The organism is Streptomyces fildesensis (assembly GCF_016107395.1).
Classification (GTDB): domain Bacteria; phylum Actinomycetota; class Actinomycetes; order Streptomycetales; family Streptomycetaceae; genus Actinacidiphila; species Actinacidiphila fildesensis.
Map to the genome: position 1 here is coordinate 44,286 of NZ_JAAIKO010000035.1, position 25,554 is coordinate 69,839.

Sequence of the window (25,554 nt, forward strand, 5' to 3'; positions counted from 1 at the left end):
GGCGGCGCGGGCGGGTTTGGGCGGCGGCGCGGGCGGGTTGGGGCAGCGGCGCGGGCGGGTTTGGGCGGCGGCGCGGGCGGCGTCACTTGCTCCCCCGCCCCCTCGCCGCCGCCTCGGAGATGTTGCGGGCCATGCCGCCGAAGACCACCGCGTGGAACGGCGCCACGCTCCACCAGTAGAGCTGACCGGCCAGACCGTGTGGATGGAACAGCGCACGCTGGCGGAGGAGCGTGGCGCCCGCGTCGTCCTGGTCGACCGACAGTTCCAGCCAGGCCAGGCCGGGCAGCCGCATCTCGGCGCGCAGCCGCAGCAGACGGCCCGGTTCGATCGCCTCGACCCGCCAGAAGTCCAGCGAGTCCCCGACCCGCAGTCGCGCGGTGTCGCGGCGGCCCCGGCGCAGCCCGACGCCGCCGGCCAGCCGGTCCAGCCAACCCCGTACCGCCCAGGCGAGCGGGAACGAGTACCAGCCGTTCTCGCCGCCGATGCCCTCGATCACCCGCCACAGCGCGTCCGGCGGGGCGTCCACCGTGCGTTCGCGCCGGTCGGTGTACAGACTGCCGCCGGCCCAGTCCGGGTCCGTGGGCAACGGGTCGCTGGGGGCTCCGGGCACCGCGGCGGACGACCAGCGGGTCGGGACGTCGGCGTCCCGCAGCCGTTTGAGGGCCAGGCGCACCGAGTCGTCGAAGCCGGTCCGCCCGATGGGCGGGTCGGGCACGTAGCGCGCCAGGTCGTTCTCCGAACAGACCACTTCGTGCCGCAGTGACTCGGTGAGCGGGCGGGCGATGGAGCGCGGCACGGGGGTGACGAGGCCGATCCAGTGGCTGGACAGGCCCGGCGTCAGGACCGGTACGGGGAGGATCAACCGCCGTGGCAGGCCGGCGACGGCCGCGTACCGCTGCATCATGCCCCGGTAGGTGACGACGTCCGGGCCGCCGATGTCGAAGGTCCGGCTGACATCGGGCGGCAGGGTGGCGGCGCCGACGAGGCAGTGCAGCACGTCGCGGACGGCGATCGGCTGGATGCGGGTCCTGACCCAGCTCGGGGTGACCATCAGCGGCAGTCGTTCGGTGAGATAGCGCAGCATCTCGAAGGAGGCCGAACCGGAGCCGATGATCACCGCGGCCCGGAGGACGGCGGTGGGCACCCCCGAGCCGAGCAGGATGTGCCCGACCTCGGCGCGGGACCGCAGATGCGCGGAGAGCTCCGACTCCGGGACCCCGTTCGGCGTCAGCCCGCCCAGATAGACGATGCGCCGCACTCCGGCGGCGCGGGCCTGCTCGGCGAAGAGCCGGGCGGCCCGGCGGTCGGTCTCCTCGAAGCCACGTCCGGTGCCCAGCGCGTGCACCAGGTAGTACGCGGTGTGCACGCCCTCGAACGCGGAGCGCAGCGAGTCCGCGTCGGTCACATCGCCCCGAACCGTCTCGACCCGATCGGCCCAGGGGTGGTCACGGAGCTTCTCCGGCGTGCGGGCGAGGCAGCGTACGGCGTACCCGGCGTCGAGCAGCTCGGGCACGAGCCGGCCGCCGATGTATCCGGTGGCTCCGGTGACCAGGCAGCGGCGGGTGCTTTCGTCTTCGGGCATACGGGAATGCCTACCCGGCCTTCGTCGGCAATCACAGCAGGTGGGCGGCGGGGTGCTTTCCCGATGGCCTTCACGGCGCCTTTCACGGCGGCTTTCACAGCGGATACGTGACGGCTTCCGCGGCGGCTTCCGCGGACCGGTGCTGAAGGCCGGGTTCGCAGGGTTCGCCGGGCGCGGCGTAACAGCGCTACGTTTGAGGGTAGCGTCGATACCTCTTTGGTGTTAGCGTTGCTGTTGTCGGGTGGCGAAGGACGCCGCCCCAGCCGAATCAGGGAGCACCGCCATGAGCGCGCAGACCACCACCTCCAAGTCTTCGAACCGGGTCGCGATCGTCACCGGCGGCTCCCGCGGCATCGGCCGGCAGAGCGCCGAGCGACTGGCCGCCGACGGATTCGCCGTCGTCGTCAACTACGCCGGGAACCAGGCCGAGGCCGACGCGACGGTGTCGGCCATCACCGCCACCGGAGGGCGGGCGGTCGCCTTCCGCGCCGACGTCGCCGACGAGGTCTCGGTCTCGGCCCTCTTCGACACCGCCGAGAGGACCTTCGGCGGAGTCGACGTCGTCGTGCACGCGGCGGGTGTCATGACGCTGGCACCGCTGGTCGACACGGATCTGGACGCCCTGGACCGTATGCACCGCACGAACATCCGCGGCACCTTCGTCGTCGACCAACAGGCCGCCCGCCGGCTGCGCGGCGGCGGGGCGATCATCAACTTCTCCAGCTCCGTGGTGGGACTGGCCATCCCCGGCTACACCGCCTACGCCGCCACCAAGGGCGCCGTCGAGGCGATGACCCTGATCCTCGCCCGGGAGCTGCGCGGCCGGGACATCACCGTCAACGCGGTGGCCCCCGGACCGACCGCCACCGCGCTGTTCCTGGACGGCAAGGACGAGGAGACCATCGCGCGGATGGCCGCCCAGGCGCCGCTGGAGCGCCTCGGCACCCCGCAGGACATCGCGGAGGTCGTCTCCTTCCTCGCCGGCCCCGCCCGCTGGGTGAACGGCCAGGTCGTCCGCGCCAACGGCGGCATCGTCTGACCGGCGCCCCGGCCTTCCCTTCCGCGTTCCTCCTCCGCCCCTTCCGCCTTTCTCATCCGCTTTTTCGCGCTCGACCGACCGAGGAGTTCTGCCATGGGCAGCACCATCGTCATCACAGGAGCCGGTTCCGGTTTCGGAGCCCTGGCCGCACGGGCGCTGGCCCGCTCGGGCCACACCGTCTACGCCGCCATGCGCAACACCACGGGCCGCAACGCCGGCCGGGTCGCCGAAGCCCGGCAGTACGCAGCCGAGCACCACGTGGCCCTGCGCACCGTCGAACTCGACGTCCTCTCCCAGGAGTCCGCCGACGCGGCCGTCGCCACGATCCTGGCCGAGGCGGGCACTCTGGACGTCGTCATCCACAACGCCGGCCATATGGTCACCGGCCCCACCGAGGCGTTTACCCCCGAAGAGCTCACCGCCGTCTACGACACCAACGTGCTCGGCACCCAGCGGGTCAACCGCGCCGCCCTCCCCCATCTGCGGGCGCAGCGGCACGGCCTCGTCCTGTGGATCGGCTCCACCAGCACCCGCGGCGGCACCCCGCCGTACCTCGCCCCGTACTTCGCCGCCAAGGCCGCCATGGACTCACTCGCCGTCAGCTACGCCGCCGAACTGGCCCGCTTCGACATCGAGACCTCCATCGTCGTCCCCGGCTCCTTCACCTCGGGCACCAACCACTTCGCCACGGGCGGGCACCCGGCCCAGCAGGACATCGTCGACGCCTACGAGGAGCACTACGCCGGCCTCATGGACCAGGTCTCCCGACGACTCGCCGACCTGGCCCCGGCCGATGCCGACGTCTCCCAGGTCGCGGACGCCATCGTCGACGTCGTCAACGCGCCGCACGGCACGCGGCCGTTCCGCGTCCACATAGACCCCGCGGGCGACGGCGCCGAAGAGGTCAGCGAGGTCGCCGACCGCATCCGCGCCGAATTCCTCGCCCGGATCGGCCTCGGCGACCTCCTCCACCCGCACACCGACCCGCACACCGCCGAGTAGCACCCCGGCGCGAGCGCGGAGACCATGAGACCGTCCCCGCTCCGCCCCGACCGGCCCGTATCGGACAAGGAGAACACCATGACCACGACCGAACTGCACCCCGCCGTCCAGCGCGCGGTGGACGCCGCCAACGCCGGTGTCACCGACGATTTCCTCGACAGCTTCACCGCGGACGGCGCGGTCGACGACTGGGGCCGCGTCTTCGCCGGACGCGAGGCCATCCGGGGGTGGAGCGACAAGGAGTTCATCGGGGTGGACGTCAGCCTGGACGTCACAGCGGTGCGCCGGTCGGGCGACACCGAGACCGTCAGCGCGACGGTGGGCGGGAACGGCTTCAACGGTCCCTCCGACTTCGCGTTCACGGTGGCCGGCGACCGGATCTCCCTGATGCGGATCACCGGATGACGACCGGCCTGCCGCGGCGCGGAAAGGCCGCCACCGCACGTAGCACCGCTACGCCATGCTTGATAGCGTTCCCTTTGTGAGTACCCGAGCGCGCATCCTGGAAGTGGCGGCCGACCTGGTCGCGGAGTCTCCGGACGGGGACGTGTCCACGCGAGCGGTGTGCGAGGCCGCGCAGGTGGGCGCCCCGGCGCTCTACCGGTACTTCGGGGACAAGGAAGGGCTGCTGTCGGCCGTCGTCGACCACGGCTTCGACAAGTACCTGGCGACGAAGCGGCGGCACCGCGCCGGTGCCGACCCCATCGAGGATCTGCGCAACGGCTGGGACAGCCATGTGGAGTTCGCCCTGCAGAACCCGAACCTGTACCGGCTGATGAACTCCCCCGCGATGCGCACCACTCCGGCTGCGGCGCTGGAGTCCCATCAGATCCTCACCCGGGACCTGGAGCGGGCGGCGGCACTGGGCAAACTGCGGCTCGCCCCCGAGCTGGCCGCCCAGATAGTGATGTCGGCCAACGTCGGCGTGGCCCTGATGCTCGTCGCCCGGCCCGCGACCTTCACCGATCCGAGCACATCGCATCGCGTCCGTGACGCCGTGCACGCCTCCGTCTTCACCCCGGACGTGTTCGGCACCCGGGCCGCCCCGGACGGCTCCGCCGGCGGCCAGGACGACGCGCGGCTGCAGTCGACCGCGAGCCGGTTGAACGCGCTGTTGCGCCAGTCGCCCGACCAGGCACTCAGCGTCGCCGAGACGGTCCTGCTGACCGAATGGCTGGACCGGCTGTCGAACACTCCCCAGCACCGGTAGTCGCAGAAATCCGCAGGTGTTCTCGCCGCGGTGTCGATCCGGGCCCGGGCCGTTCGTATAGGGAGTGAGAAGCCGGCACGAGGCCGGCGGAACGACCTAGGAGGACACCATGCCGCAGTACCTGCTCAGCGTGATGCAGCCCGAAGGGGAGCCGCCCGCCCCCGAGGTCCTGCAGGAGATCATGCGGAACGTGGACGCTCTGCACGAGGAGCTGAAGGCCGCCGGAGCGTGGGTCTTCTCCGGTGGTCTGCACGCCCCGAGCACCGCCACCGTCGTCCGTCTCCAGGACGGTGAGGTACTCACCACCGATGGCCCGTACCTCGAGGGCAAGGAGTATCTCGGCGGCCTGTCCATCATCGAGGCGCCCGATCTGGACGCCGCGCTGGAATGGGGCCGCAAGAGCGCCCGGGCGACCACCCTCCCGATCGAGGTACGCCCCTTCTACTGGGAAGCCACCGGCTGATGCCTGACCTGCCGGCCGTCCCCTCCCCGGACGTCGAACAGGTCTTCCGTGCGGAATACGGCCGCTCGGTGGCGGTCCTGGTCCGCGTCTTCGGCGACATCGACATCGCCGAGGAGGCGGTCCAGGACGCCTTCACCACGGCGCTGGAACGGTGGCCGTCCGCCGGGCTGCCACCGAGCCCGGCCGGCTGGATCATCACCACCGCACGCAACCGGGCGATCGACCGCCTCCGCCGGGAGGCGTCCCGCCAGGACCGGCACGCCCAGGCCGCTCTGCTGCACGCCCGCGACGAACCGCCCGAGGAGGGCCCCGTGCGCGACGACCGGCTCCGTCTGATCTTCACCTGCTGCCACCCGTCGCTCGCCACCGGAGCGCAGGTCGCCCTGACGCTCCGGCTCCTGGGAGGCCTCAGCACCACCGAGATCGCCCACGCCTTCCTGGTCCCGGAGCCGACCATGGCCCAGCGGCTGGTGCGGGCCAAGGGCAAGATCCGTGACGCCCGGATCCCCTACCGGGTCCCTTACGAGGCGGACCTTCCAGGCCGGCTCCGGGCCGTACTGGCCGTCGTCTACCTCATCTTCAACGAGGGCTACACGGCGAGTTCGGGCGACCGGCTGGTCCGCGAGGACCTGTGCGCGGAAGCTCTGCGGCTCGGACGGCTGCTGGCCGAACTCATGCCGGACGAGCCCGAGGTCATGGGGCTGCTCGCGCTCATGCTGCTCACCGAGTCCCGCTGCCGGGCCCGCTCCGCCCCGGACGGCGGACTGGTCCCGCTGGACGAGCAGGACCGGGCCCTGTGGGACGGCGCCCTTGTGACCGAGGGACAGACCATCGTCCGGCAGTGCCTGCGGCGCGGCCGGCCCGGCCCGTACCAGGTCCAGGCGGCCATCAACGCCGTCCACAGCGACGCTCCGAGCACGGCCGCCACGGACTGGCGGCAGATCCTGCAGCTCTACGACCAGTTGCTGACGCTCACCCCGACCCCCGTCGTGGCTCTCAACCGCGCGGTCGCGGTGGCCGAGGTCGAGGGACCGGAGACCGCGCTCGCCCTCGTCGACGAGCTCGGCCTCGACAGATACCACGTGTTCCACGCCATCCGGGCCGATCTGCTGCGGCGGTTGGGCCGCACCGCCGAGGCGCGGTCGGCGTACGAGGCGGCGATCGCACTCACCGGGAACAAGCCGGAGAACGACTTCCTCACGCGCCGGCAACGGGAACTCGGCCCGGACCGCTGATCAGCGGTCGGGGGTTGGGGGTCGGCGGTCGGTGACGTTCGGTCAGTGGCGTTCAGTCGAGCGCCGTCGGGGCCGGCGGGGCGATCGCGAAGTCCGCCGGGTCCACGCCGCCCTGCTTCGTGTCGTCGTTGGCGAAGACGAACGACTCGATGGAGATGTTCCGTTCGTCGCTGAGCGCCGCCACCAGCTCCTGCATGACGACGGTCTCCAGCACCACGCGGACACTCGGCGGCACGTCGGGCAGCCGCACCACCCCGAGGTCGGCGCCGCCGTCGACCGGCCGGGTGGTGACGAGCAGCGTGAGGTGCCCGGCACCCGAGAGGGAGCGGGCCAGGGCGACCTCACGGCCGTCCCCGAAGACGATGTGCAGGGTCCGGCCCGCGGACTCCATCTCGCCGTGCAGATAGTTCCTGGTGACGGAGGCGGTGGCCGGCATCCGGACGACCTCGCGCAGCAGCAGCGCACCCTCCTCGGCGGCGGCCCGTGACGCACCCGACGCGACGACGTCGGCGGCCACCCGGCGCGCGGCGCGGGCCCGCAGCGGGTCGATCACCTCCGCCGCGTCATGACGAACGGCCGCCGCCAGCGCCGCGATCCCCTGCCAGGGATCGTCCGCGCCGATCCGGCCCGTCATCGCCCCGGCGATCAGGTCCAGGGCGACGACCGCTCCGGTGAATCCGATCGTCGAGGCGTACGAGTCGGGCTCGTTGCCGAGATCGACCGTCATCTCCGCGAGGTCGCCCAGCGGGGACGGCATGACGTTCAGCAGGGCTACGCGCGGCACGTCATTCGCCTCCTTGAAGGCCGCGAGGGTCTCCGAACTGCGGCCGCCCTGCGACACCCCGATCAGCACATCGACGTCGAACCCGGCGGTGCCCCGCTCGATCTCGCTGGAGAGCACCCGCTGGGTGACCACACCCCGGGCACGCAGCAGGTCGACCGCCACACCCAGCGCCGCGTACGAGGCGCCGATCCCCGCGAAGAGCGGGCGCTCGGCGGCACGCAGCCGCTCGAGGCCCGCCCCCTCGAACTGCCCGCGCACATGCGCGACCACCCGCTCCAGCGCGTTCGGCTGGTCGGCCTGCCCCTGGAGGAAGGTAATTCGCGATCCGGACATCCTCGCGGTTCCTTTCGTACGTTCCCACGCCGTAGGAGGAAGGTACGGGAGCCGTCGGCGGCGGACGGCCGAGTCGGGTACGGAAGTTGTCTACGCCCCGCCCGGGTTGGGGTTCCCCCCGCGCAAAGCCTTCGCCTCCTTCTCCGGGTCCAGTCCGAGCGCGGGCCGGTCCGGCCGCTGCGGCGCGGTGCCGCCCAGGGACCGGAGCCAGGTCCAGGTGTCGGCCACCGTCTCCTCGACGGGGCGGCAGCGCAGTCCCGCGGCGAGCGCCTTGGAGACGTCCGCGCGGTGCATGGCGTCGTGGACCTCGCCCGGTGGCAGCCAGACCGGGAGCTCCATCCATGGCTCGATGCCGGCCGCGAGGATCGTCTCCGGATCGGTCCAGCGCAGTTCGGCGTCCGAGCCGGCGACCCGCACACACGCCTCCAGGAGCTCGCCCATCGTGGTGTGCCCCGGCGGGCTCACCAGGTTGTACGGGCCGCCGAGCCCCTTCACGGCGGCGTCCAGCGTCCAGGCCGCCAGGTCCCGCGCGTCGATGTACTGCAGCCCCAGGTCCCGCGGGCCGGGCGCCAGCACAGTTCCGCCGCGGGCGATCCGCCCCAGCCACCACGGCAGCCGTCCGATGTTCTCCCCTGGCCCGAGGATCAGCCCGGCCCTGAGCAGCAGCGCCCGCTCGCCGAAGGCCGCCAGCGCCGCCAGCTCCCCGCCTCGCTTGGCCTGGGCGTACTCCACCTCGCCGTCGTCGGGGGACGCGTCGACGAGCGGCCCGTCCTCGGTGAGGCCGGCGGGCGACGGGAACGCGTACACCGACCGGCTGGACACGTAGGCGTAGGACCCGGCCCGGCCGGCGAGCAGCCGGCCCGCGTCGCGCACCGCCGACGGCGCACCGGACCAGGTGTCGACGACGACGTCCCACTCGCCCCGGTCCAGCGCCGCCAGACCGCCCTCCGCGGTCCTGTCGCCCAGCAGTGTGGCGACCCCCGGCGGCGCCGCATGGCGTCCGCGGTGGAACGCCGTCACCTCCCAGCCCCGTTCCAACGCCTCGTCGGCGACCGCGCGCCCGACGAACTCCGTCCCACCCAGCAGCAGAATCCTCATGCGGATCACCCTGCCCCCGGACCGGCCCGGCGGTAGCCGTTCCATGCTCACAGCGGAATCGCCCACAGCGGAATGCGGCTGTGCGGGCCCGGCCTGCAGCGTCGTAAGGTCGGGGTATGCGACTGAGCACTGTGATCCTTCCCGTGTACCGCTGGACCGAGGGCCGGGAGGTGTGGCGGCGGGCCGAGGACCTCGGCTTCGACACCGCCTACACCTACGACCACCTGTCCTGGCGGACCTTCCGGGACGGGCCGTGGTTCGGCGCGGTACCCACCCTCACCGCGGCCGCGACGGCCACCGAGCGGCTGCGGCTCGGCACGCTCGTCACGTCGCCCAACTTCCGGCACCCCGTGACGCTGGCGAAGGACCTGATCACGCTCGACGACGTCAGCGGAGGACGGATCACGCTGGGCATCGGCGCGGGCGGCTCCGGGTTCGACGCGACCGCGATGGGCCAGGAGGCGTGGACACCGCGCGAGCGCGCGGACCGCTTCGGTGAGTTCGTCCCGCTGCTCGACCGGCTGCTCACCGACGACGTGGTGTCGTACGAGGGCGAGTTCTACTCCGCGCACGAGGTCCGCAACATCCCCGGCTGTGTGCAGCGGCCCCGGATCCCCTTCGCGGTGGCCGCCACCGGGCCGCGCGGACTGAAGCTCGCCGCGCGCCATGGGCAGGCCTGGGTCACCACCGGCGATCCGAAGCTCTTCGAGACCGGCACGCCCGAGCAGTCGCTGGAGGCCGTCCGCGGCCAGATCGCCAAGCTCGGCGCGGCCTGCGACGAGATCGGCCGGAACCCCGCCGAACTGCACAAGACCATGCTCACCGGCTTCACCCCGGACCGCCCGCTGGACTCCTTCGACGCCTTCACCGACTTCGCCGGCCGCCACGCGGAGCTGGGCATCGACGAGATCGTCATCCACTGGCCGATCCCGGACTCCGACTTCGCCGCCGACCCCAAGCTCTTCGAACGCATCGCCACCGAGGGGCTCGTCCAGCTCGCCACACCGTAGCAACACAGGACAATCCGGGCGGAGAGGCCGATGTCGTCGCGTCCGATCCGCCCCAGTACGGCGATTCACGTGCGCACCTGGCGTCTCAGTGCGCACACTTGGTTGTGCGCTCAACGATTGACCCCGGTGCTTCCCCGCACGGTTCCGGCCGTCCGGCAGACGTGCACCCGCACACCGGCCTGGCCGGGGTCATCCATGCCGCGCCCCACCGGCGCACCCAGCCGACCGAGCACGCCGAGCACGGCTAAGCCCCTGGCGAACGAGCGGTACCCGTGGGTCCTCCGGGGAAGGTTCGGGCCCAACAGCGGCCGGACCACCGGCCGCTGTCCCGGAGGTACGTGACACGCGGAGGTTCCCCATGGCCCCGACTGCGGCATACGACAAGATCGCCGACTGGTACGAGCAGGAGTTCCTCGGTGGGCGGCAGGCGGGGACCGGGACCGGCGAACCGGTCGCGGACGTCGATCCGCTGGGCATCCACCGCGCCACACGCGAACTGCTGGGTGCGGGAAGCGGCATCTGCCTGGAGATCGGCTGCGGCACCGGGACCCATGCCGAACGGGTCCGCGCACTGGGCTGGACGCCCGTCGGCGTTGACCTCTCCGCCGGCATGCTGCGGCACGCGCGCGGCCGGCTCCCCATCGCGCGGGCCGACGCCGAGCGGCTGCCGATAGCGGCCGGTTCGGTGCCCGCCGTCATCTCGATGATGGTCCACACCGACATGCCCGGATACCCGGCGGTGCTGCGCGAGGCGGCCCGGGTGCTGCGTCCCGGCGGGGTGCTGGTGCACGTCGGCGTGCACCCCTGCTTCTGCGGCGGCTTCGCCGACCGCGCGGACCCGGACGCGGTGGTGATCGGTCCCGGCTACCGCGACGGGCACTGGACCAAGGCGTCCTGGACGAGCGCGGGAGTGCGCGACAAGGTCGGTGCCACGCACTACCCGCTGCCCGACCTGATGCACGCGTTCCTCGCGGCGGGCCTGGTGCCCGAACAGTTCACGGAGGGCGGCGCACCGACCCCGACCGTCCTGGCCCTCCGCGCCCGCAAGCCCGAGTGACCGCCGGTGACGTGAACGGCGCGCGTCAGACCGTGGACGCGGCGAGTGCGGCGCCCGCTGAGGACTGCAGGGCTTCGACCGCGGCACGGATCGCCGGGCGGCGGTCGGCGTCCTCGCGCCAGACGGCGTAGACGTGGCGGTGCATGGTGTGGCGGACGGGGACGACGCTCACGCCGTCGGGGACCGGGCCGCGGCCGAGGCGGGGGGCGACCGCGACGCCGAGGCCGGCCGCGACCAGGGCGAGCTGGGTGTGGTGTTCCTCGGCGGAGTGCGACAGGCGGGGCTCGATGCCCTTGCCGCGCAGGGTGAACATGAGCCAGTCGTGGCAGAACTCGCCGTCCGGCCAGGAGACCCAGTCGTCGTCCGCGAAGTCCTCCAGCTCGATCTGCGCCCGGCCGGCGAGCGGATGGTCCGACGGCATCGCGACATCGGCGATGTCGTCCAGCAGTGGCGCCTTGGCGAGGCCGGAGGGCAGGGACAGCGGTCTGTTGTACCAGTCCAGGACGACGGCGAGGTCCATGTCGCCACGCACCACCCGGGCCACAGAACCGGCCGGCTCCATCTCCTGCATCCGGGGCCGCAACTGGGGGTGGTCCCGGCGCAGGGCCGCCAGCGCCATCGGCAGCAGCCCGCGGGCGGCGGTCGGGAACGCCCCCAGGACGACCTCACCGACGGCCGCTCCCCGGTGCGCCTCGAGATCGGAGTGCGCCAGTTCGACCAGCGAGAGGATGCGTTCCGCATGTCCGGAGAGCAGCCGGCCGGCGTCGGTGAGGCGGACGCCGCGGCCGTTCTTGGCCAGCATCTGCTGACCGGTCTCGCGCTCCAGCTTGCCCATCTGCTGGGAGACGGCCGAGGTCGTCACATGCAGGACGTCGGCGGCGGCGCTGACCGAGCCGTAGGTGGCGATGGCATGCAGGATCCGGAGGCGCTCCAGGTTCAACATGTAAGGGATTCTACGCGTTCCATCGTACGTAAACTCGCTTGTTCTACGGAATCAAATCCGTCATCTTAGGAGCATGAGCGTCCCCGCCGGCCTTCGGCCCGCCTCCGCCACCGCCGCGCCCGCTCCGATACCGGAGGCGCCACCGGTCGCCCGCCGCGCGGTGGACTGGCGGATCCGGTTCGCCGTCCTGGGCCTCATCTGGGGCTTCAGCTTTCTGTTCATCAAGGTCGGCACGGAGGCGTTCGCACCCCTTCAGGTGACACTGGGCCGGATGGTCTTCGGCACGGTCGTGCTGGTCGCCGCCCTGCTCGTCAAGCGCGACCGGCTGCCGCGCGGGAAGCGGACCTGGCTGCATCTGACGGTCGCCGCACTGCTGCTCAACGCGCTGCCGTTCTCACTGTTCGCCTACTCCGAACTGACCATCCCCTCCACGCTCGCGGGGATCTGCAACGCGACCACCCCGCTGTGGAGCATGGTCGTCTCGGTCGTCGCGCTCTCCGAGGACAAGCCGACGCGGCAGCGGTTCGCGGGGGTCGGCCTCGGCTTCGTCGGCGTGCTGACCGTGCTCGGCGCCTGGCAGGGCTTCTCCGGCCAGGACCCGGCGGGCACCGCCATGGCCCTGATCGCCGCGGCCAGTTACGCGGTCGGCTGGGCGTACGTACGCCGCACCCTGGCCGGGTCCGGCAACTCCAACCTCGCGCTCTCCAGCAGCCAGCTGCTGCTCGGCACGGTCCAGCTCGCCCTGGTCACACCGTTCTTCACCTCCGTGCCGGCCTCGTTCCCGATCCTGTCGGTGCTCTCGGTCGTCGCGCTCGGCGCCCTCGGCACCGGTATCGCGTTCCTGCTCCAGTACGGGCTGGTCGCCGAGAAGGGCCCGACGATCGGCGCGATGGTCACCTATCTGATCCCGGTCGTCGCGACCGCCGCGGGCGTACTGCTGCTCCATGAGCGGCTGGGCTGGAACGAGCCGGTCGGCGCGGCCGTCGTCCTGGCCGGCGCCGCCCTCACCCAACTGCGCCCCCGCCGTTCCCGACCGGCCGCCGGTACGACTCAGCCGTAACGCCGCAGCCTGAGCCGTCTCAGCCGTAGCGTCCCGCGCCCGACGCCCCGACCACCCGGGCGACCGCGTCCGCGAGCGGCACGATGTCGGCGTCACGGAGCGCGGAGACCGTGAGCCGCACGCCCGGGGAGGACGCGAGCCGGAAGCGGGCGCCGGGGGCGGTGGCCCAGCCGGCCTGCAGCAGGCCGGCCACCGCACCGGTCTCGTCGGAGACCGGCACCCAGACGTTCATGCCGCTGCGCCCATGGGCCGCGATGCCGCGTTCGGCCAGGGCCAGGACCAGGGCGTCGCGCCGCCGGCCGTACGACGGCGCCACCACCCGCGGGTCGACCGCGCCGGACTCCCACAGGTGCACCACGGCGCGCTGCAGCAGATGGCTGACCCAGCCGGCGCCCAGCCGGTAGCGGCCCTGAACGCGGTCGACGGTGACCGGGTCGCCGGTGAAGACCGCCAGGCGCAGATCCGGGCCGTACGCCTTGGCCGTGGAGCGCACCAGCACCCAGTGCGTGGTGACGCCCGACAGACAGTGCAGCGGCAGGTCGACCAGTCCGTGCACATGGTCGTCGTCGACCACCAGCACCTCGGGATGGCGCGCGAGCACCTCGCGCAACTCCCGGGCGCGGTCCGCGGAGATCGCCGCGCCGGTCGGGTTCTGGCCGCGGTCGGTGACGACGAGAGCGCGTACGCCGGCCAGCAGCGCCCGTGCGACGTCCGCGACGACCGGGCCGTCGTCGTCGACCCCGACCGGCACCGCGCGCAGCCCGAGAGCCGGCGCCAGGTCCAGCACACTCCCCCACCCCGGGTCCTCGACCGCCACGGCGTCCCCCGGGCGCAGATGGGCCGCCAGCACCCGTTCGATGGCGTCGAGCGAGCCCGAGGTGAGTCCGATGGGGCCGTCGGGCACCCCGTCCCGGTCGAAGGCCGCGCGGGCGAGAGCGCTCAACCCGGCGTCGACGGCCGGTCCGCCGTAGAGCGCCGGTTTCTCGGCGTTACGGGCCACCGCCGCCGCGAACGCCGCGTCGAGCGGCGGCAGCAGCGAGACGTCCGGATTGCCGTTGGAGATGTCCCGCGTCCCCGGCGGCACATCGATCCGGATCTGGTCGCGTGAGGTGGTGGCGGGCCGGGAGCGCACCCGGCTGCCGCGCCGGCCTGCCGTCTCGATCACCCCGCGGTCGCGCAGCAGCCGGTAGGCGGCGGCCACCGTGTTGGGGTTCACGTCCAGTTCCTGGGCCAGTTCACGCAGCGGCGGCAGCGCCGCGCCCGGCTTGAGCGCGCCCTCGCCCACCGCCCGCTCGATGTCGGCGGCAATACCCGATGCGCCCCGGCCTGTGATTCGATACTCTCCTAGCACAAAGTTGATTATGCACTAGTTCAAAGGATTGCGCCATGGCCGACACCGCCGCCCCCACCGTCCCCGCCCCTTCGTACGAGGCGACGGAACGCACCGTCCCCACCCGGATACGGGAGCGCGCCGCCTACGACCGTGACACCGTCCACGCGATCCTCGACGAGGGCTATCTCTGCCACCTCGGATTCATCCGCGACGGCGCCCCCGTCGTGCTGCCCACCCTCTACGGCCGGATCGGCGAGCGGCTCTACGTCCACGGCTCGACCGGATCGCGCCCGCTGCGCGGCGCGAAGGACCCGGGGCTGGCCGTCTGCCTGACCGTCACCCACCTCGACGCCCTCGTGCTGGCCCGTTCCGCGTTCCACCACTCGATGAACTACCGCTCGGTGGTGGTGCACGGCACCGCCCACCAGGTCACCGATCCGGCGGAGCGCGCCGAAGCGCTGGACGCGCTGGTCAACCAGGTGGTGGCCGGCCGCGCGGACGACTCGCGCCGGGCCAACGCCAAGGAGCTCGCCGCGACCACCGTCATCCGGCTCGACCTCCTGGAGGTGTCGGCGAAGGTCCGCACCGGCGGCCCGAACGACGAGCCGGAGGACACCGGACTGCCGTACTGGACCGGGATCGTGCCCGTCACCAAGGTCTACGGCGCCCCCGTTCCGGCCGACGACCTCGACCCGGCCGTCGCCCTGCCCGCCTACCTCGCCTGAGCCTGAGTCTGTGCTGAAACCTGAACCAGAACCTGACCCTGAGGGACCCGACATGCTCATCCACCCCTGGGACGCACCGCAGGACGACACCGAGTGGCAGACCTGGCTCGCCGCCCACGACTTCGGGCAGCTGGCCGTCAACGGCCTGCCAGGCGAACCCCCGTTCGTCCAACCGCTGCACTTCGCCTACGACCCGGAGCGCAACGAGGCGTTCACCCACCTCGCCCGCCCCAACCCGCTGTGGCACGCCCTCGAGGCGAACCCACGGGTGACGCTCAGCGTCGTGGACGACTACACGTTCATCCCCGGCCCCTGGCACGCCCCCGAGGGCGTGCCCGCCGAGCACGGCACCCCGACCAGCTTCTACGCCGCCGTCCAGCTGCTGTGCACGGCGCATGTCATCGACGACGAGGCGCAGAAGGCCGCCGTGCTGCACCGTCAGCTCGCGCACTTCCAGCCGGCCGGCGACTACGCGCCCGTCGCCCCGGGACAGGCCCCGTTCGGCCGGATGCTGCCCGGGATCCGCGGCATCCGGCTGGAGGTGACCGAGGTCCGCGCGAAGTTCAAGTACGGCGGCAACAAGCCCCGGCAGATGCAGCAGCGGGACGCGGAGCGCCTCGCGGAGCGGGCCGCCCCGCACGACGAGGCGGCCCGCGCCCACCAGCTGCGCCGGCTGGCGGCATCCGACCCGGACCGCGCCTAGGTCACGAGCCTGCGCGCACCCGCCACCGTCGTCCGGTGTCGGCGCGCACCCCCGGCGGTCATCCCGTGCCGGCCGCCGCGCGGCGGCCGGCCGAGGCCAGCCGGGCCTCCTCCAGGCCCAGCGCCGTCACGGCGCCGAGCAGGATGACGGTGCCCAGTACGGTCGCGCCGGTCAGCTGTTCGCCGAGGACGACGACGGCGATGGCCGCCGCGGAGACCGGTTCGATCAGTGCGATGACGGAGACCGTCGCCGCCCGGACCACCGCGGCGCCCGCGAAGTACAGCCCGTAGGCGAGTGCGGTCGGCACGGAGGCCAGATAGACCAGCAGCCACAGGGTGTGGCCGAGGTCCGTGCCGCGCGGCCACAGCCCTTCCGCCAGGGCGAGCGGGAGCAGGGTCACGGCGCACACCGCGAAGGCCCACAGCGAGGTCATGAACGGGTCGCCGCCGTCACCGCCGCGGCCCATCCAGCGGGTCAGCAGCGTGATGCAGGCGTAGCCGGACGCGGACAGCAGCGCGAGCCCGACCCCGGCCGGGGCCACGGACCCGCCGCCGTTGCCCAGGACGAGCACCGCGAGCCCCGCCAGAGCGCCGGAGACGGCCACGGCGCCGCCGCGGCCGAGCCGTTCGCCCATGATGAGACGGGCGACGACCGCGATGATGACCGGGCCCGCACCCAGGGTGACGACGGTCGCGACGGCCAGTCCCGTCGACTCGACGGCGCCGAAATAGGCGGTCTGGAAGACTGTCAGGCCGAGGCCGGTGGCCAGGATGCGCAGCACCGCGCGCCGCCGGGGTTCCTTCCTGGCCGGTGTACGGACGGCGCCGCGACGGCGGCGGACCAGCCGGACGAGCAGCAGCAGCGCGAAGCCGCCGGCGGTGCGCCAGAAGGTCAGGGTGACGGGGCCGAGGCCGCTGCTCACCAGGAGCAGCGCGGCGGCGGCGCCCGCGGTGCCCCAGGCGGTGGCGGCGAAGGTGACGTAGAGCAGGCCGCGTCCGACGGACGGGGCAAGGGTGTGGCCATGGTTCGACGGCACGAGTGTTCTCCCGCGGAGGACTTGAGATGGTCGCGTGGTCCCGTGTGCGGGCAGCCGCGACCTGCTCGGGTACGTGCCCGAGCCGGGTCGTCCGTGGGGTGGCAGCCCGCCTAGGCGGCGGGCGGCGGCAGAACGGTGAGGTGCATGATCGTCACCTTACGAGGTGCGGACGCGCCCCTACAAGGCGGTTCCGAGGCGCGAGATCCGGGGACCCGGGGCTCGGAGCAGGGGCCGTCCTCAGACCAGATCGGGCTGCGGCAGCGGCTCGGCCACCGGTTTGCTCCCACCGCTCTGGGTGGTGGTCTGGGCGACGAACGCACCCGCCAGCACCAGCGTTCCCCCGATGATCTGCGGGACGCCCAGGTGCTCACCGAGCAGGATCCAGGCGAACACGGTCCCCACCACCGCCTCCAGACAGGCGACCACCCCGGCCACCTGCGGGGTCAGCTTGCGCACGGCCAGCACCCCGGTCAGATACGCGACGACCGTCGCCACCAGGACGATCCACCCGACGAGCAGCACCGCGGGCACCTGCTTGTCGCCGAGCGCGGCCTGATGGCCCAGCACTGCCCAGTTCATCCCCCACGGCCGCGCCACCACGGTCATCACCGCGGCGCCGATCAGCAGCCCGAAGGCGATGACGGCGATCGGGTCGGGGGCGTCCTCGCCCTCCGTGCCGTGGTCGGCCAGGACGAAGTAGCTGACCTGGCAGCAGGCCGCCCCGAAGGCGAGCAGCAGACCGAAGGCGTCGAAGGCCAGCCCCGACCACACCTCGACCACCGAGGCCATGCCGCCGACCGCCAGCACCACCCCGATCGCCGCCGCCCGGCTCACCGGCCGGCGCTGCACGAAGCGCACCCAGCCCAGCAGCAGGGCCGGGCCGAGGAACTCGACGAGGATCGCGACGCCCACCGGGATCCGGGATATCGCCGCGAAGTAGAACGTCTGCACCCCCGCGATGGCGAGCAGGCCGAAGCCCGCCAGGAGTCCGGGGCGCTGCCGCAGCAGGGCGCGATGGCGCAGCGCGACCGGCAGCATGATGAGCGCCGCTCCCGCCACGCGCAGCCACACCACATCGAGCGGGTCGAGCCCCGCCTCGATGAGCGGTTTCGCCGCTACTCCTGAACCACCGAACGCGAACGCCGACGCCAAGGCGAGCCCCAGCCCCGCGTTCCTCCCCTGAGACGCATGCATCGGGCCATGATGTCAGCTCGCGACAGGTCCTTCGTCCAGGTAGCGGCTGACGTCCAGACCGGCGGTCCGCAGTACCTCGACGGCGCGGCTGTGCGGGTCGGCGGCCAGCGCGTTGAGCAGATCGATCCCGTCGGCCTGGCCGCGGCCTCCACGCTGGGCCGAGCGCACGGCCGTGCGCATCGCGGCGGCGGCCGCCGGACTCCAGCCCGGGGTGCTCCGCGCGGTGACCACCGGCAGCGCCCCGGAGTCCTCCACCGAGCCCTGCCACTCCAGGCCGTAGCCGATGCTGCGCTGCGCCAGGTACCCGAGGACGCGCACCACCTGCCCGCTGCCCGCGTCGCACACGTCACGGGCCCGGGGGTCGGTCTCCAGCAGCGAGTGCAGCAGATGCGCGGTGTCGATCTGCCGGTCCCCGTCGCGCCCGGCCCGCCGCCGGGCACTGGCCGCCACCGTGCGCAGCTCCACACCGAACCGCGCGTCGTTGTCGGGGTGGGTCAGGTCCAGGGGCCGGGCTTCGCTGTGCACATACCCCACCCCATCAGGGCGGGGAGGCGGGAACATCCCCGCCAGGGGCCATGTGCGCATCCCCCCGAAGGCGGGGTCGTCCGGCCGGCCTCATCCCGGAGGATGACTCACGGCCGGACCCCTCATGACCGGACCACTCCTGACCCAACCGCTCATGACCCAACCGCTCATGACCTAACCGCTCATGACCGGACCGCTCATGACCGGACGCTCACGGCCACAGCAGTCCCCGCTTCCAGTCGTCGCCCTGCCGGGCGTAGTGCAGCCGCACATGGAAGCTGTCCGGGTCCCCCTGGAAGAACTCCATCTCGTCGGCCCGCAGCCGGTAGACGGTGTGCCCCGCCGGAACGGCCTGCGGGTCGGCCGCGACCAGGTCCGCGGCCCGCCGCCGCTCCTCGTCGTACGCGCCGGGCCCGGCCAGCGGGGCGCTCATCCGTCCGGTGAACCCGGCGATCCGGGAGGCCTCGCGGCGGCCCAGGAAGTCGCCGCGCGCGATCCCGGCGTCCAGGGCCTCGACGGGGCCCGCCGCCCGGATCTGCCGGCCCTGGCGCGGCCAGTACCAGCTCAGCGCCGCGTGCGGGTTGGCCGCCAGGTCGTGGCCCTTGTGGCTGGTCGCGTCGGACGCGAACACGAATGTGCACGCGTCGGCGCCCAGGCCGCGCAGCATGAGGACCCGCGCCGAGGGACGCCCGTCGCGGTCCGCGGTGCTGAGTGTCATGACATGCGGTTCCGGCACACCCTCGTCCAGCGCCTCGTCCAGCCAGCGGGCGAACTGGCGCCCGGGAGAGGGGTCCGCGCCGTCCGGGTCGAACCGCGGCAGGGGTCCGGCCAGCACCGGAACGGCGCGCAGCCGGGCCGGCAGTTCCTCGTCCATATGTCCTCCTGTTGAGCGCGCAACCACCATGGCCCCGATCCTCGTCCCTCACAGGCACGAGTAACCGCCTGCCCCGCCCTGGGGAAGGAGAGCGATGGCCAAACCGCTGCTTTTCCTCGACATCGACGGAGTCCTCAATCCGGTACTGCCATCGGCGGCATTCACCGCGTACGACATCCTGGACCACACCGTGCTGCTCTCCGCCGCACACGGCGCGTGGCTGCGCGAGTTGTCCGCGGTCTACGAGCTCACCTGGGCCAGCACCTGGGAGCACGAGGCCAACCGGCACATAGCCCCGCGGCTGGGCCTGCCGGTGCTGCCGGTGGTGGAGTTCGGCCGCTACCGCCCGCGTCCCGGCGATCCGCGGCTGCCGCGCGCGGACCTGTTCACCGGCCGGAAGTGGGCGCCGATCCTGCGCCACGCCGGCGGCCGTCCGTTCGCCTGGATCGATGACGTCATCCCCCGCCGGCTCGCCCGGCAGGCGCGTTTCCGACCCGACCGGGTGCTGCTGCGGATCAATCCCGGGCACGGTCTGAACCGGGGTCATGTGGACCGGTTACTGAGCCGCGGGCCGCTGCCGACCCGCAGCGTACGGCTGGCCCGCCGGGAATCTCTGACGGTTCATCAGTTCTGACACTTCATCAGTATTGAATGTTCGGGCCGCTGCGACTACGTTCCGCGACACCGTCGCTGCGCGCGAGCCGCAGCGCCTTCGCACAAGGAGTGATCGCATGGCCGAAGTCTCCGCACAGGCGCGCATCGCGGCCCCGGCCGAGAAGGTCTGGAGGCAGCTGACCGACTTCGCGTCGTACGGCCAGTGGAGCGCCACCCACACGAGTTTCCCGAAGGGAGGCCCGGCGCCGCTGGCGGCCGGTGCCACCTATCAGGAGAACATGAAGATGATGGGCTTCCCGGCCGAGGTCACCTGGACCGTGGAGGCCCTGGAGGCCGAGCGGGTGCTGGGCATCGCGGGCAAGGGCCCGATGGGTGTCAACCTCAGCATGCGCTACACCCTGACGCCCGACGGCGACGCCACCGAACTGCGGATCGACAGCAGCTTCGCCGGCGCGGCCGTCGCCATGATGGCGGGCAAGCTCAAGGACTCGGCGACCGCCGCCCTCAACGAGTCGCTGCGCAAGCTGGCCGGGCTCGTCGAGTAGCGACGGCAGGGCCGGGCGCACGAGCGGCTCCGGTGCGGACGGACGGGTGCGGGGCGGCGGCAGGGACCGACCGCCGCCCCGCACCCGCCGGCTCAGCGCACCGTCACCGCCGCGCTCTTGTCGCCCGCCGAGAAGGTGTACGCGCCGCGCTCGACCTTCTGCGCGCCCGCGCCGTCCAGGTCGCCCGGCGTGACCGCGAGGGTTCCCGGCGACACCTGCAGCCGGACCGTACGGGTCTCCCCCGCCGCCAGGTGCACCTTGGTGAAGGCCACCAGCCGGGTCGCCGGCGTCAGAACGTCGCTGGTCGGCCGTGACACGTACACCGGCACCACCAGATCGCCCGCCTTGCCGCCGGTGTTGGAGACGGTCACCTTGACACCGACCGGGTCACCCGCCCGTACCACCGCCTTGTCGGCCGTGATCGCGCCGAAGGCGTAGGAGGTGTACGAGAGACCGGCGCCGAACGGGTAGGCCGCGTCGTACGAGGACTCCGGCCCGCCGTTGGTGCCCGGCAGCTGCTGGTAGTACAGCGGCTCGTTGCCGATGTGCTTCGGCCAGGAGACCGGCAGCCGGCCGCTCGGGTTGACCGCCCCGAACAGCACGTCGGCGATTCCGTGCCCGCCCTCGCTGCCCGGCAGCCAGGACATCAGCAGCCCCTGGGTGCCGTCCGCGTCGCCGAGCGCGAGCGGCCGGCCCGCGATGACGACGGTGACGACGGGCTTGCCCGCCGCCTTCAGCGCCTTGACCAACGCCTGCTGGTCCGCCGACAGTTCGGGCCGCGGGCTGTCCGCGGCGCCTTCCGCCGCGGCCTTCTCGCCGACGACCACGACGGTCAGATCGGCGTCCTTGGCCTGCGCCACCGCGTCGTCGGCGCTGGTGGCCCGCACCACCTCGGTGCCCGCGGGCGCCGCCTCCTTGATCCCCGCCAGCACGGTCGTGCCCGGCAGCGTCACACCTTCGGGGACGCCCTGCCAGCCGATGGTCCAGCCACCCGCCTGGTCGTTGATGTCATCGGCGTAGGAACCCGCCACGACGATCTTCTTGGCCGCCGGGGAGATCGGCAGCACCCCGCCGTCGTTGCGCAGCAGCACCTGCGACTCGGCGGCCGCCTTGCGCGCGAGGGCCTTGTCCGCCCCCAGCACCGCGGCGTCGGCCTTGGCCGCGTCCACGTAGGGGTGCTCGAACAGGCCGAGCTCGAACTTCATCCGCAGGATCCGGCCGGCCGACTCGTCGATGCGCTTGACCGAGACCAGCCCGCGGTCGACAGCGGTCTTCAGGCCGGTGCTCCACTCCTTGGCGAAGTACGGCTCCATGGCCATGTCCAGGCCCGCGTTGACCGCGAGGGCGATCGCCTCGGGGTAGTCGGCGGCGAGCTTGTACTTCGTCTGCAGCGCCCGGACGTCCTCCCAGTCGCTGACCGTGACGCCCTTGAAGCCCCACTGGTCGCGCAGCACCTTGGTGAGCAGGTACTTCGAGGAGGTCGCGGGGACGCCGTTGATGGCACCGGAGTTGACCATCACGGTCTTCGCACCGGCCTGCACGGCCTGCTTGTACGAGGGCAGCAGGGTGTCCTGCAGATAGCGCATGGAGACGTCCGCGGGCACCCGGTCGTGGCCGTTGGCCGGCTCGGAGTAACCGCCGAAGTGCTTCACGGTGGCGACGACGTGCTTGGCGCCGTTCGCCGTGTCGATGCCGGTGACGCTCGCGGCGGCCAGCGTCCCGGCCAGCAGCGGGTCCTCGCCGAACGTCTCGTAGTAGCGGCCCCAGCGCTGGTCGCGGGCGAGGTCCGCGACGGGCGCGAAGTTCCAGTCGATGCCGGTCGCGGCGACCGAGCGCGCCGTGGAGGCTCCCGCCGCCCGGACGGTGGCCGGGTCCCAGGTGGCGCCCAGGCCGATCTGGTGCGGGAAGACGGTGGCGCCGAGCACGTTGTTGTGACCGTGCACGGCGTCGACCCCGTAGAGCACCGGGATGTGCAGCCGCGAGTTGTCGACGGCGTACTTCTGCACCGTGTTGACCATCTTCGCCCACTCGGCGGGCGTGTTCACGGCGGGGCCCATGCCGCCGCCGGAGAGGATCGAGCCGGCCGCGTAGTCGCCCAGCACCGACTTCATGCAGGTCTCGTTGAGGGCACCGCCGCTCCATTCGCAGTCGCCCTGGACCCGCGCGACCGCGATCTGGTCCATCTGCCCGATCTTCTCCTCCAGCGTCATCCGCTTCAGGAGGTCCTTGACGCGCAGATCGATCGGCGCCCTGGCGTCGGTGTACTGGGCCGAGCTGCCGGCGGTGGCCGGTACCGCGCCGACCGCGGCGACACAGGCCGCGGCGGTGGCCAGGGTGACAAGTGCTCTGAAGCGGGTCCTGGGTGACTTCATTGGCATCGCGCGTGGCATCGCAGCATCCCGTTTCTGTCGGGCCCCGGTGGCGGAGCCGCGTTACGTAAACGTTTCCGGTGCGCCGGAAGTCTGTCTTCGCCATGACACATCGTCAAGACTGTGTGCAGCACACACCCTCGCCACTCCAGGAACAGGTGCAATCGCCGTGAACATCCGCGAACTGGCTCTCCGCAGCGGTGTTTCGACCGCTACGGTCTCCCGCGCGCTCAACGACCGGGCCGAGGTGAGCGAGGCGACCCGCGACCGTATCCGGCGGCTGGCCAGCGAACTCGGGTACGCCCCGAACGAACCCGCCCGCACGCTGGTGCGGCGCCGGTCCGACACCATCGGCCTGGTCTGGGACACCGGCTACGAGACCCTCGGTTTTCAGCATCCCTTCCTGCAGGGCCTGTTGAGCGCGGTGCGCAACGCGCTGTCCGAGGCCGACTACCACCTGATGCTGCTGACCACGTCGGGTCCCGGCGACGCCGACACCACCTATCTGCAGGCGGTGCGGCGGCACAACCTCGAAGGCGTCGTCGTGCTGGGCACCCCCGCCGACAACCGCGCCCTGCGGGCCCTCGCCGCCTCCGACGTCCCGTGTTCCGGGATCGACGTCGCGCTCAGCGGCCCCCGTACCGTCCGGGTCACCTCCGACAACGCGGCCGGCGCGGCGGCCGCCGTGGAGCACCTGTACACCCAGGGGCACCGCCGGATAGCCACCGTCACCGGCCCGTTGTACCTGCCGCCGGCCGCCGAACGGCTGGCCGGATTCCGGGAGGCGTGCGCCCGGCTCGGACTGGACGTGCCCCCGGAGTACGTGGTCACGGGGGACTTCTTCCTCAACAGCGGCCAGGACGCGGTGCGCACCCTGCTCGCCACGGAGCAGCCGCCCACCGCGGTCTTCGCGGCCGGCGACCAGATGGCGATCGGCGCGCTGCACGCGGCCGCGGACGCGGGGCTGTCGGTACCCGGCGATCTCGCGATCGTCGGCTTCGACGACATCGACGCGGCGTCGCTGGTCCGCCCGGCCCTGACGACCGTCGCCCAGGACCAGCGCGCGCTGGGGTCGGCGGCCGTCAAGGCGCTGCGCGGACTGCTCGACGCCGATCCGGCGGAGCCGGCCGAGCCGTGGATCGTGCCGACCCGGCTCGTCGTCCGCGCGTCGAGCCGGCCCGGGGCATAGTGCCCCGGGCCGGCTCGTGGGTCGGACTTCTCCGGCCTCAGTCCTCTTCGGCGAGGATGAGGTAGAGCTTCTTACGGGCTTCGTTGACCACGGCCAGCGCCTTCTCGCGCTGGGCGGGCGTACCGGTCGACCAGACCTGCTTGAAGGCCTCGACGAGCCCCCCGCCGGCCTTCCGGATCTCGTTCATGGCATCCCAGTCGACGCCCCGGCCGGCCTCTTCCCACGGGGCCTCGGGCCCCGCTTCGGATTCGGTCCGGCCGGCGTCGGTGAGCGTGAACAGCTTCTTGCCACCCTCGCTCGCGCTGGTGATCAGGCCCTCGTCCTCCAGCAGCTGCAGCGTCGGGTACACCGAGCCGGGGCTCGGCTTCCACGCGCCGCCACTGCGTTCGGCGATCTCCTGAATCATTTCGTAGCCGTGCATCGGCCGGTCCTTGAGCAGCGCAAGGATCGACGCGCGTACATCGCCGCGCCTCGCCCGGCCCCGGGGGCCGCCCCGACCGCGCCCGCCGGGGCCGCCGAAGGGGCCACCCCCGAAGGGCGGTCCGAACGGTCCGAAGGCCGCACGGCGCTGCTCTCCTCGTTCTCCCCGGCCATGGTGGCCGGGTCCGCGGTGTTCGTGTTCATGTCCTTGGGAACGCATGGTTACGCTCCTTCCATCGTTGATCGGTCGCGATGCTTCAACGATATATCGGAAGCGTTCGTTCGGCAACCCTCTTCCGGGCCACCTCCCCTCGATTGGCTCTGGCCTGCGGCGTTACCGCTGCCTACGGTCGTCCCATGCGGATTCGAATCGTCGACGCCTTCACCGACCGGCCCTTCGCCGGTAATCCGGCCGGAGTCCTGCTCCTGGACGGCGCCGCGTTCCCCGACGACGGCTGGATGCAGCGGGTCGCCTCCGAGGTCAACCTCTCCGAGACCGCCTTCGCACACCGCCTCGACGGCACGGCGGACGCCACGGACGCCGACTGGGCACTGCGCTGGTTCACGCCCGCGGCCGAGGTCGCCATGTGCGGGCACGCCACGCTCGCCACCGCGCATGTGCTGTTCTCCACGGGCGCCGCCACCTCACTGGTGCGCTTCGCCACCCACAGCGGAGTCCTGAGCGTCCGGCCCGCCGACGGCGGTGCGCTCACCATGGACTTCCCCACCGCGCCGCTCACCGCGGCCACACCACCGCCCGCCGTGGCGCTAGCGCTCGGCGCGGAGCCGCTGGCCGGGTACGACACCGGCCCGGACGTCGGCGACCTGCTGGTCGAGCTGGCGGACGAGGCGGCCGTGCGCGCCCTCACCCCGGACTTCGCCGCGCTGGCGGCCCTCGGCCCGCGCGGAGTCATCGCCACCGCCGCGGCCGAAGACCCCTCCCGCGGCTACGACTTCGTCTCGCGCGGATTCTTCCCCGCCGTCGGCATCGACGAGGACCCGGTCACCGGCAGCGCCCACACCGCCCTGGCGCCGTTCTGGTCCGCCCGGCTCGGCCGTACCGAACTCACCGGCCTGCAGGTCTCCGCACGCAGCGGTTTCGTCCGCACCGAACTGCGCGGCGACCGGGTACTGCTCACCGGTACCGCCGTGACCGTCATCGACGGCGAGCTGCACGCGGCGCCGTAGCCGTCCCGGCCGCGTCGGGGAC

Annotated in this window: 26 protein-coding genes; 15 read left to right on the top strand and 11 right to left on the bottom strand. The window is 72.5% G+C overall.

Annotated features, from left to right (window positions below):
- Positions 1-82 precede the first annotated feature (82 nt).
- Entirely contained in the window at positions 83-1,582 is a 1,500-nt protein-coding gene (locus C6N31_RS31635) for an SDR family oxidoreductase (protein ID WP_138357361.1), read from the bottom strand.
- 283 nt (positions 1,583-1,865) lie between these two features.
- Here C6N31_RS31635 and C6N31_RS31640 point away from each other — a divergent pair, with 283 nt between their 5' ends.
- From C6N31_RS31640 to C6N31_RS31665, 6 genes are all read left to right on the top strand, one after another.
- Positions 1,866-2,621: an SDR family oxidoreductase gene (locus C6N31_RS31640; RefSeq protein WP_138357362.1), complete on the top strand. Its 756-nt coding sequence runs from the start codon at positions 1,866-1,868 to the stop codon at positions 2,619-2,621.
- A 93-nt stretch (positions 2,622-2,714) separates the two neighbouring features.
- Positions 2,715-3,623 carry an SDR family oxidoreductase gene (locus tag C6N31_RS31645; protein ID WP_138357363.1) on the top strand — a complete coding sequence of 303 codons (909 nt, stop codon included), beginning with the start codon at positions 2,715-2,717 and terminating at the stop codon, positions 3,621-3,623.
- A 78-nt stretch (positions 3,624-3,701) separates the two neighbouring features.
- On the top strand, positions 3,702-4,028 hold the full coding sequence (locus tag C6N31_RS31650) for a nuclear transport factor 2 family protein (protein ID WP_138357364.1): 327 nt from the start codon (positions 3,702-3,704) through the stop codon (positions 4,026-4,028).
- A 55-nt stretch (positions 4,029-4,083) separates the two neighbouring features.
- Positions 4,084-4,833 (top strand): TetR/AcrR family transcriptional regulator, encoded by a 750-nt coding sequence (locus tag C6N31_RS31655; protein ID WP_187144782.1) that lies wholly within the window; start codon positions 4,084-4,086, stop codon positions 4,831-4,833.
- A gap of 109 nt (positions 4,834-4,942) precedes the next feature.
- Positions 4,943-5,296, top strand: a complete 354-nt coding sequence (locus tag C6N31_RS31660) for a YciI family protein (protein WP_138357366.1) — start codon at positions 4,943-4,945, stop codon at positions 5,294-5,296.
- Positions 5,296-6,531 (top strand): RNA polymerase sigma factor, encoded by a 1,236-nt coding sequence (locus tag C6N31_RS31665; protein ID WP_138357367.1) that lies wholly within the window; start codon positions 5,296-5,298, stop codon positions 6,529-6,531. Before C6N31_RS31660 ends, C6N31_RS31665 begins: the two co-directional genes overlap by 1 nt.
- Before the next feature lie 52 nt (positions 6,532-6,583).
- Here the strand turns inward: C6N31_RS31665 and C6N31_RS31670 are convergent, their stop codons facing one another.
- Positions 6,584-7,648 (bottom strand): SIS domain-containing protein, encoded by a 1,065-nt coding sequence (locus C6N31_RS31670; protein ID WP_138357368.1) that lies wholly within the window; start codon positions 7,646-7,648, stop codon positions 6,584-6,586.
- A gap of 90 nt (positions 7,649-7,738) precedes the next feature.
- On the bottom strand, positions 7,739-8,746 hold the full coding sequence (locus tag C6N31_RS31675; protein WP_138357369.1) for an NAD-dependent epimerase/dehydratase family protein: 1,008 nt from the start codon (positions 8,744-8,746) through the stop codon (positions 7,739-7,741).
- Positions 8,747-8,862: 116 nt separating this feature from the next.
- On the opposite strand from C6N31_RS31675, the gene C6N31_RS31680 reads away from it, so the two are divergent.
- Both C6N31_RS31680 and C6N31_RS31685 read left to right on the top strand, forming a co-directional pair.
- Positions 8,863-9,756: an LLM class flavin-dependent oxidoreductase gene (locus C6N31_RS31680; protein WP_138357370.1), complete on the top strand. Its 894-nt coding sequence runs from the start codon at positions 8,863-8,865 to the stop codon at positions 9,754-9,756.
- Positions 9,757-10,114: 358 nt separating this feature from the next.
- The gene (locus tag C6N31_RS31685; RefSeq protein ID WP_138357371.1) at positions 10,115-10,813 is read left to right on the top strand and encodes a class I SAM-dependent methyltransferase; all 699 of its coding nucleotides are present in this window, start codon (positions 10,115-10,117) and stop codon (positions 10,811-10,813) included.
- A 25-nt stretch (positions 10,814-10,838) separates the two neighbouring features.
- Here C6N31_RS31685 and C6N31_RS31690 read toward each other — a convergent pair whose 3' ends face one another.
- Positions 10,839-11,756 (bottom strand): LysR family transcriptional regulator, encoded by a 918-nt coding sequence (locus tag C6N31_RS31690; RefSeq protein ID WP_138357372.1) that lies wholly within the window; start codon positions 11,754-11,756, stop codon positions 10,839-10,841.
- A 73-nt stretch (positions 11,757-11,829) separates the two neighbouring features.
- On the opposite strand from C6N31_RS31690, the gene C6N31_RS31695 reads away from it, so the two are divergent.
- The gene (locus tag C6N31_RS31695) at positions 11,830-12,816 is read left to right on the top strand and encodes a DMT family transporter (protein WP_138357373.1); all 987 of its coding nucleotides are present in this window, start codon (positions 11,830-11,832) and stop codon (positions 12,814-12,816) included.
- A 19-nt stretch (positions 12,817-12,835) separates the two neighbouring features.
- Here the strand turns inward: C6N31_RS31695 and C6N31_RS31700 are convergent, their stop codons facing one another.
- Positions 12,836-14,167: an aminotransferase class I/II-fold pyridoxal phosphate-dependent enzyme gene (locus C6N31_RS31700; protein WP_198358750.1), complete on the bottom strand. Its 1,332-nt coding sequence runs from the start codon at positions 14,165-14,167 to the stop codon at positions 12,836-12,838.
- Positions 14,168-14,202: 35 nt separating this feature from the next.
- Here C6N31_RS31700 and C6N31_RS31705 point away from each other — a divergent pair, with 35 nt between their 5' ends.
- Both C6N31_RS31705 and C6N31_RS31710 read left to right on the top strand, forming a co-directional pair.
- Positions 14,203-14,874, top strand: a complete 672-nt coding sequence (locus C6N31_RS31705) for a pyridoxamine 5'-phosphate oxidase family protein (protein ID WP_138357375.1) — start codon at positions 14,203-14,205, stop codon at positions 14,872-14,874.
- Positions 14,875-14,926: 52 nt separating this feature from the next.
- Entirely contained in the window at positions 14,927-15,577 is a 651-nt protein-coding gene (locus tag C6N31_RS31710) for an FMN-binding negative transcriptional regulator (RefSeq protein WP_138357376.1), read from the top strand.
- Between the two features lie 58 nt (positions 15,578-15,635).
- Here the strand turns inward: C6N31_RS31710 and C6N31_RS31715 are convergent, their stop codons facing one another.
- The 4 genes from C6N31_RS31715 to C6N31_RS31730 all read right to left on the bottom strand — a co-directional run bounded on the left by C6N31_RS31715 (position 15,636) and on the right by C6N31_RS31730 (position 19,206).
- A complete protein-coding gene (locus tag C6N31_RS31715) occupies positions 15,636-16,613 on the bottom strand; it encodes a DMT family transporter (protein ID WP_244809021.1) in 978 nt (325 codons plus the stop codon).
- Between the two features lie 237 nt (positions 16,614-16,850).
- A complete protein-coding gene (locus C6N31_RS31720; RefSeq protein WP_138357377.1) occupies positions 16,851-17,807 on the bottom strand; it encodes an EamA family transporter in 957 nt (318 codons plus the stop codon).
- A 12-nt stretch (positions 17,808-17,819) separates the two neighbouring features.
- Positions 17,820-18,332: a Clp protease N-terminal domain-containing protein gene (locus tag C6N31_RS31725; protein WP_269287811.1), complete on the bottom strand. Its 513-nt coding sequence runs from the start codon at positions 18,330-18,332 to the stop codon at positions 17,820-17,822.
- Between the two features lie 211 nt (positions 18,333-18,543).
- The gene (locus tag C6N31_RS31730; RefSeq protein ID WP_138357378.1) at positions 18,544-19,206 is read right to left on the bottom strand and encodes a pyridoxine/pyridoxamine 5'-phosphate oxidase; all 663 of its coding nucleotides are present in this window, start codon (positions 19,204-19,206) and stop codon (positions 18,544-18,546) included.
- A gap of 94 nt (positions 19,207-19,300) precedes the next feature.
- Here C6N31_RS31730 and C6N31_RS31735 point away from each other — a divergent pair, with 94 nt between their 5' ends.
- Both C6N31_RS31735 and C6N31_RS31740 read left to right on the top strand, forming a co-directional pair.
- Positions 19,301-19,840 (top strand): HAD domain-containing protein, encoded by a 540-nt coding sequence (locus C6N31_RS31735; RefSeq protein WP_164297900.1) that lies wholly within the window; start codon positions 19,301-19,303, stop codon positions 19,838-19,840.
- A gap of 97 nt (positions 19,841-19,937) precedes the next feature.
- Complete coding sequence (locus C6N31_RS31740) at positions 19,938-20,366, top strand: type II toxin-antitoxin system Rv0910 family toxin (protein WP_138357380.1); 429 nt, start codon at positions 19,938-19,940, stop codon at positions 20,364-20,366.
- 92 nt (positions 20,367-20,458) lie between these two features.
- Here the strand turns inward: C6N31_RS31740 and C6N31_RS31745 are convergent, their stop codons facing one another.
- Positions 20,459-22,738: a glycoside hydrolase family 3 N-terminal domain-containing protein gene (locus C6N31_RS31745; protein ID WP_198358752.1), complete on the bottom strand. Its 2,280-nt coding sequence runs from the start codon at positions 22,736-22,738 to the stop codon at positions 20,459-20,461.
- Between the two features lie 166 nt (positions 22,739-22,904).
- On the opposite strand from C6N31_RS31745, the gene C6N31_RS31750 reads away from it, so the two are divergent.
- Positions 22,905-23,924 carry a LacI family DNA-binding transcriptional regulator gene (locus tag C6N31_RS31750; protein ID WP_198358754.1) on the top strand — a complete coding sequence of 340 codons (1,020 nt, stop codon included), beginning with the start codon at positions 22,905-22,907 and terminating at the stop codon, positions 23,922-23,924.
- A 37-nt stretch (positions 23,925-23,961) separates the two neighbouring features.
- Here the strand turns inward: C6N31_RS31750 and C6N31_RS31755 are convergent, their stop codons facing one another.
- Positions 23,962-24,564, bottom strand: a complete 603-nt coding sequence (locus tag C6N31_RS31755) for a PadR family transcriptional regulator (RefSeq protein WP_138357383.1) — start codon at positions 24,562-24,564, stop codon at positions 23,962-23,964.
- 137 nt (positions 24,565-24,701) lie between these two features.
- Here C6N31_RS31755 and C6N31_RS31760 point away from each other — a divergent pair, with 137 nt between their 5' ends.
- Positions 24,702-25,532: a PhzF family phenazine biosynthesis protein gene (locus C6N31_RS31760; protein ID WP_138357384.1), complete on the top strand. Its 831-nt coding sequence runs from the start codon at positions 24,702-24,704 to the stop codon at positions 25,530-25,532.
- Positions 25,533-25,554: the final 22 nt, after the last annotated feature.

Coding starts and splice junctions, on each gene's coding strand:
- C6N31_RS31635 (WP_138357361.1), bottom strand. CDS start 1,582: ATGCCCGAAGACGAAAGCACCCGCCGCTGCCTGGTCACCGGAGCCACC.
- C6N31_RS31640 (WP_138357362.1), top strand. CDS start 1,866: ATGAGCGCGCAGACCACCACCTCCAAGTCTTCGAACCGGGTCGCGATC.
- C6N31_RS31645 (WP_138357363.1), top strand. CDS start 2,715: ATGGGCAGCACCATCGTCATCACAGGAGCCGGTTCCGGTTTCGGAGCC.
- C6N31_RS31650 (WP_138357364.1), top strand. CDS start 3,702: ATGACCACGACCGAACTGCACCCCGCCGTCCAGCGCGCGGTGGACGCC.
- C6N31_RS31655 (WP_187144782.1), top strand. CDS start 4,084: ATGCTTGATAGCGTTCCCTTTGTGAGTACCCGAGCGCGCATCCTGGAA.
- C6N31_RS31660 (WP_138357366.1), top strand. CDS start 4,943: ATGCCGCAGTACCTGCTCAGCGTGATGCAGCCCGAAGGGGAGCCGCCC.
- C6N31_RS31665 (WP_138357367.1), top strand. CDS start 5,296: ATGCCTGACCTGCCGGCCGTCCCCTCCCCGGACGTCGAACAGGTCTTC.
- C6N31_RS31670 (WP_138357368.1), bottom strand. CDS start 7,648: ATGTCCGGATCGCGAATTACCTTCCTCCAGGGGCAGGCCGACCAGCCG.
- C6N31_RS31675 (WP_138357369.1), bottom strand. CDS start 8,746: ATGAGGATTCTGCTGCTGGGTGGGACGGAGTTCGTCGGGCGCGCGGTC.
- C6N31_RS31680 (WP_138357370.1), top strand. CDS start 8,863: ATGCGACTGAGCACTGTGATCCTTCCCGTGTACCGCTGGACCGAGGGC.
- C6N31_RS31685 (WP_138357371.1), top strand. CDS start 10,115: ATGGCCCCGACTGCGGCATACGACAAGATCGCCGACTGGTACGAGCAG.
- C6N31_RS31690 (WP_138357372.1), bottom strand. CDS start 11,756: ATGTTGAACCTGGAGCGCCTCCGGATCCTGCATGCCATCGCCACCTAC.
- C6N31_RS31695 (WP_138357373.1), top strand. CDS start 11,830: ATGAGCGTCCCCGCCGGCCTTCGGCCCGCCTCCGCCACCGCCGCGCCC.
- C6N31_RS31705 (WP_138357375.1), top strand. CDS start 14,203: ATGGCCGACACCGCCGCCCCCACCGTCCCCGCCCCTTCGTACGAGGCG.
- C6N31_RS31710 (WP_138357376.1), top strand. CDS start 14,927: ATGCTCATCCACCCCTGGGACGCACCGCAGGACGACACCGAGTGGCAG.
- C6N31_RS31720 (WP_138357377.1), bottom strand. CDS start 17,807: ATGCATGCGTCTCAGGGGAGGAACGCGGGGCTGGGGCTCGCCTTGGCG.
- C6N31_RS31730 (WP_138357378.1), bottom strand. CDS start 19,206: ATGGACGAGGAACTGCCGGCCCGGCTGCGCGCCGTTCCGGTGCTGGCC.
- C6N31_RS31735 (WP_164297900.1), top strand. CDS start 19,301: ATGGCCAAACCGCTGCTTTTCCTCGACATCGACGGAGTCCTCAATCCG.
- C6N31_RS31740 (WP_138357380.1), top strand. CDS start 19,938: ATGGCCGAAGTCTCCGCACAGGCGCGCATCGCGGCCCCGGCCGAGAAG.
- C6N31_RS31745 (WP_198358752.1), bottom strand. CDS start 22,738: ATGAAGTCACCCAGGACCCGCTTCAGAGCACTTGTCACCCTGGCCACC.
- C6N31_RS31755 (WP_138357383.1), bottom strand. CDS start 24,564: ATGCGTTCCCAAGGACATGAACACGAACACCGCGGACCCGGCCACCAT.
- C6N31_RS31760 (WP_138357384.1), top strand. CDS start 24,702: ATGCGGATTCGAATCGTCGACGCCTTCACCGACCGGCCCTTCGCCGGT.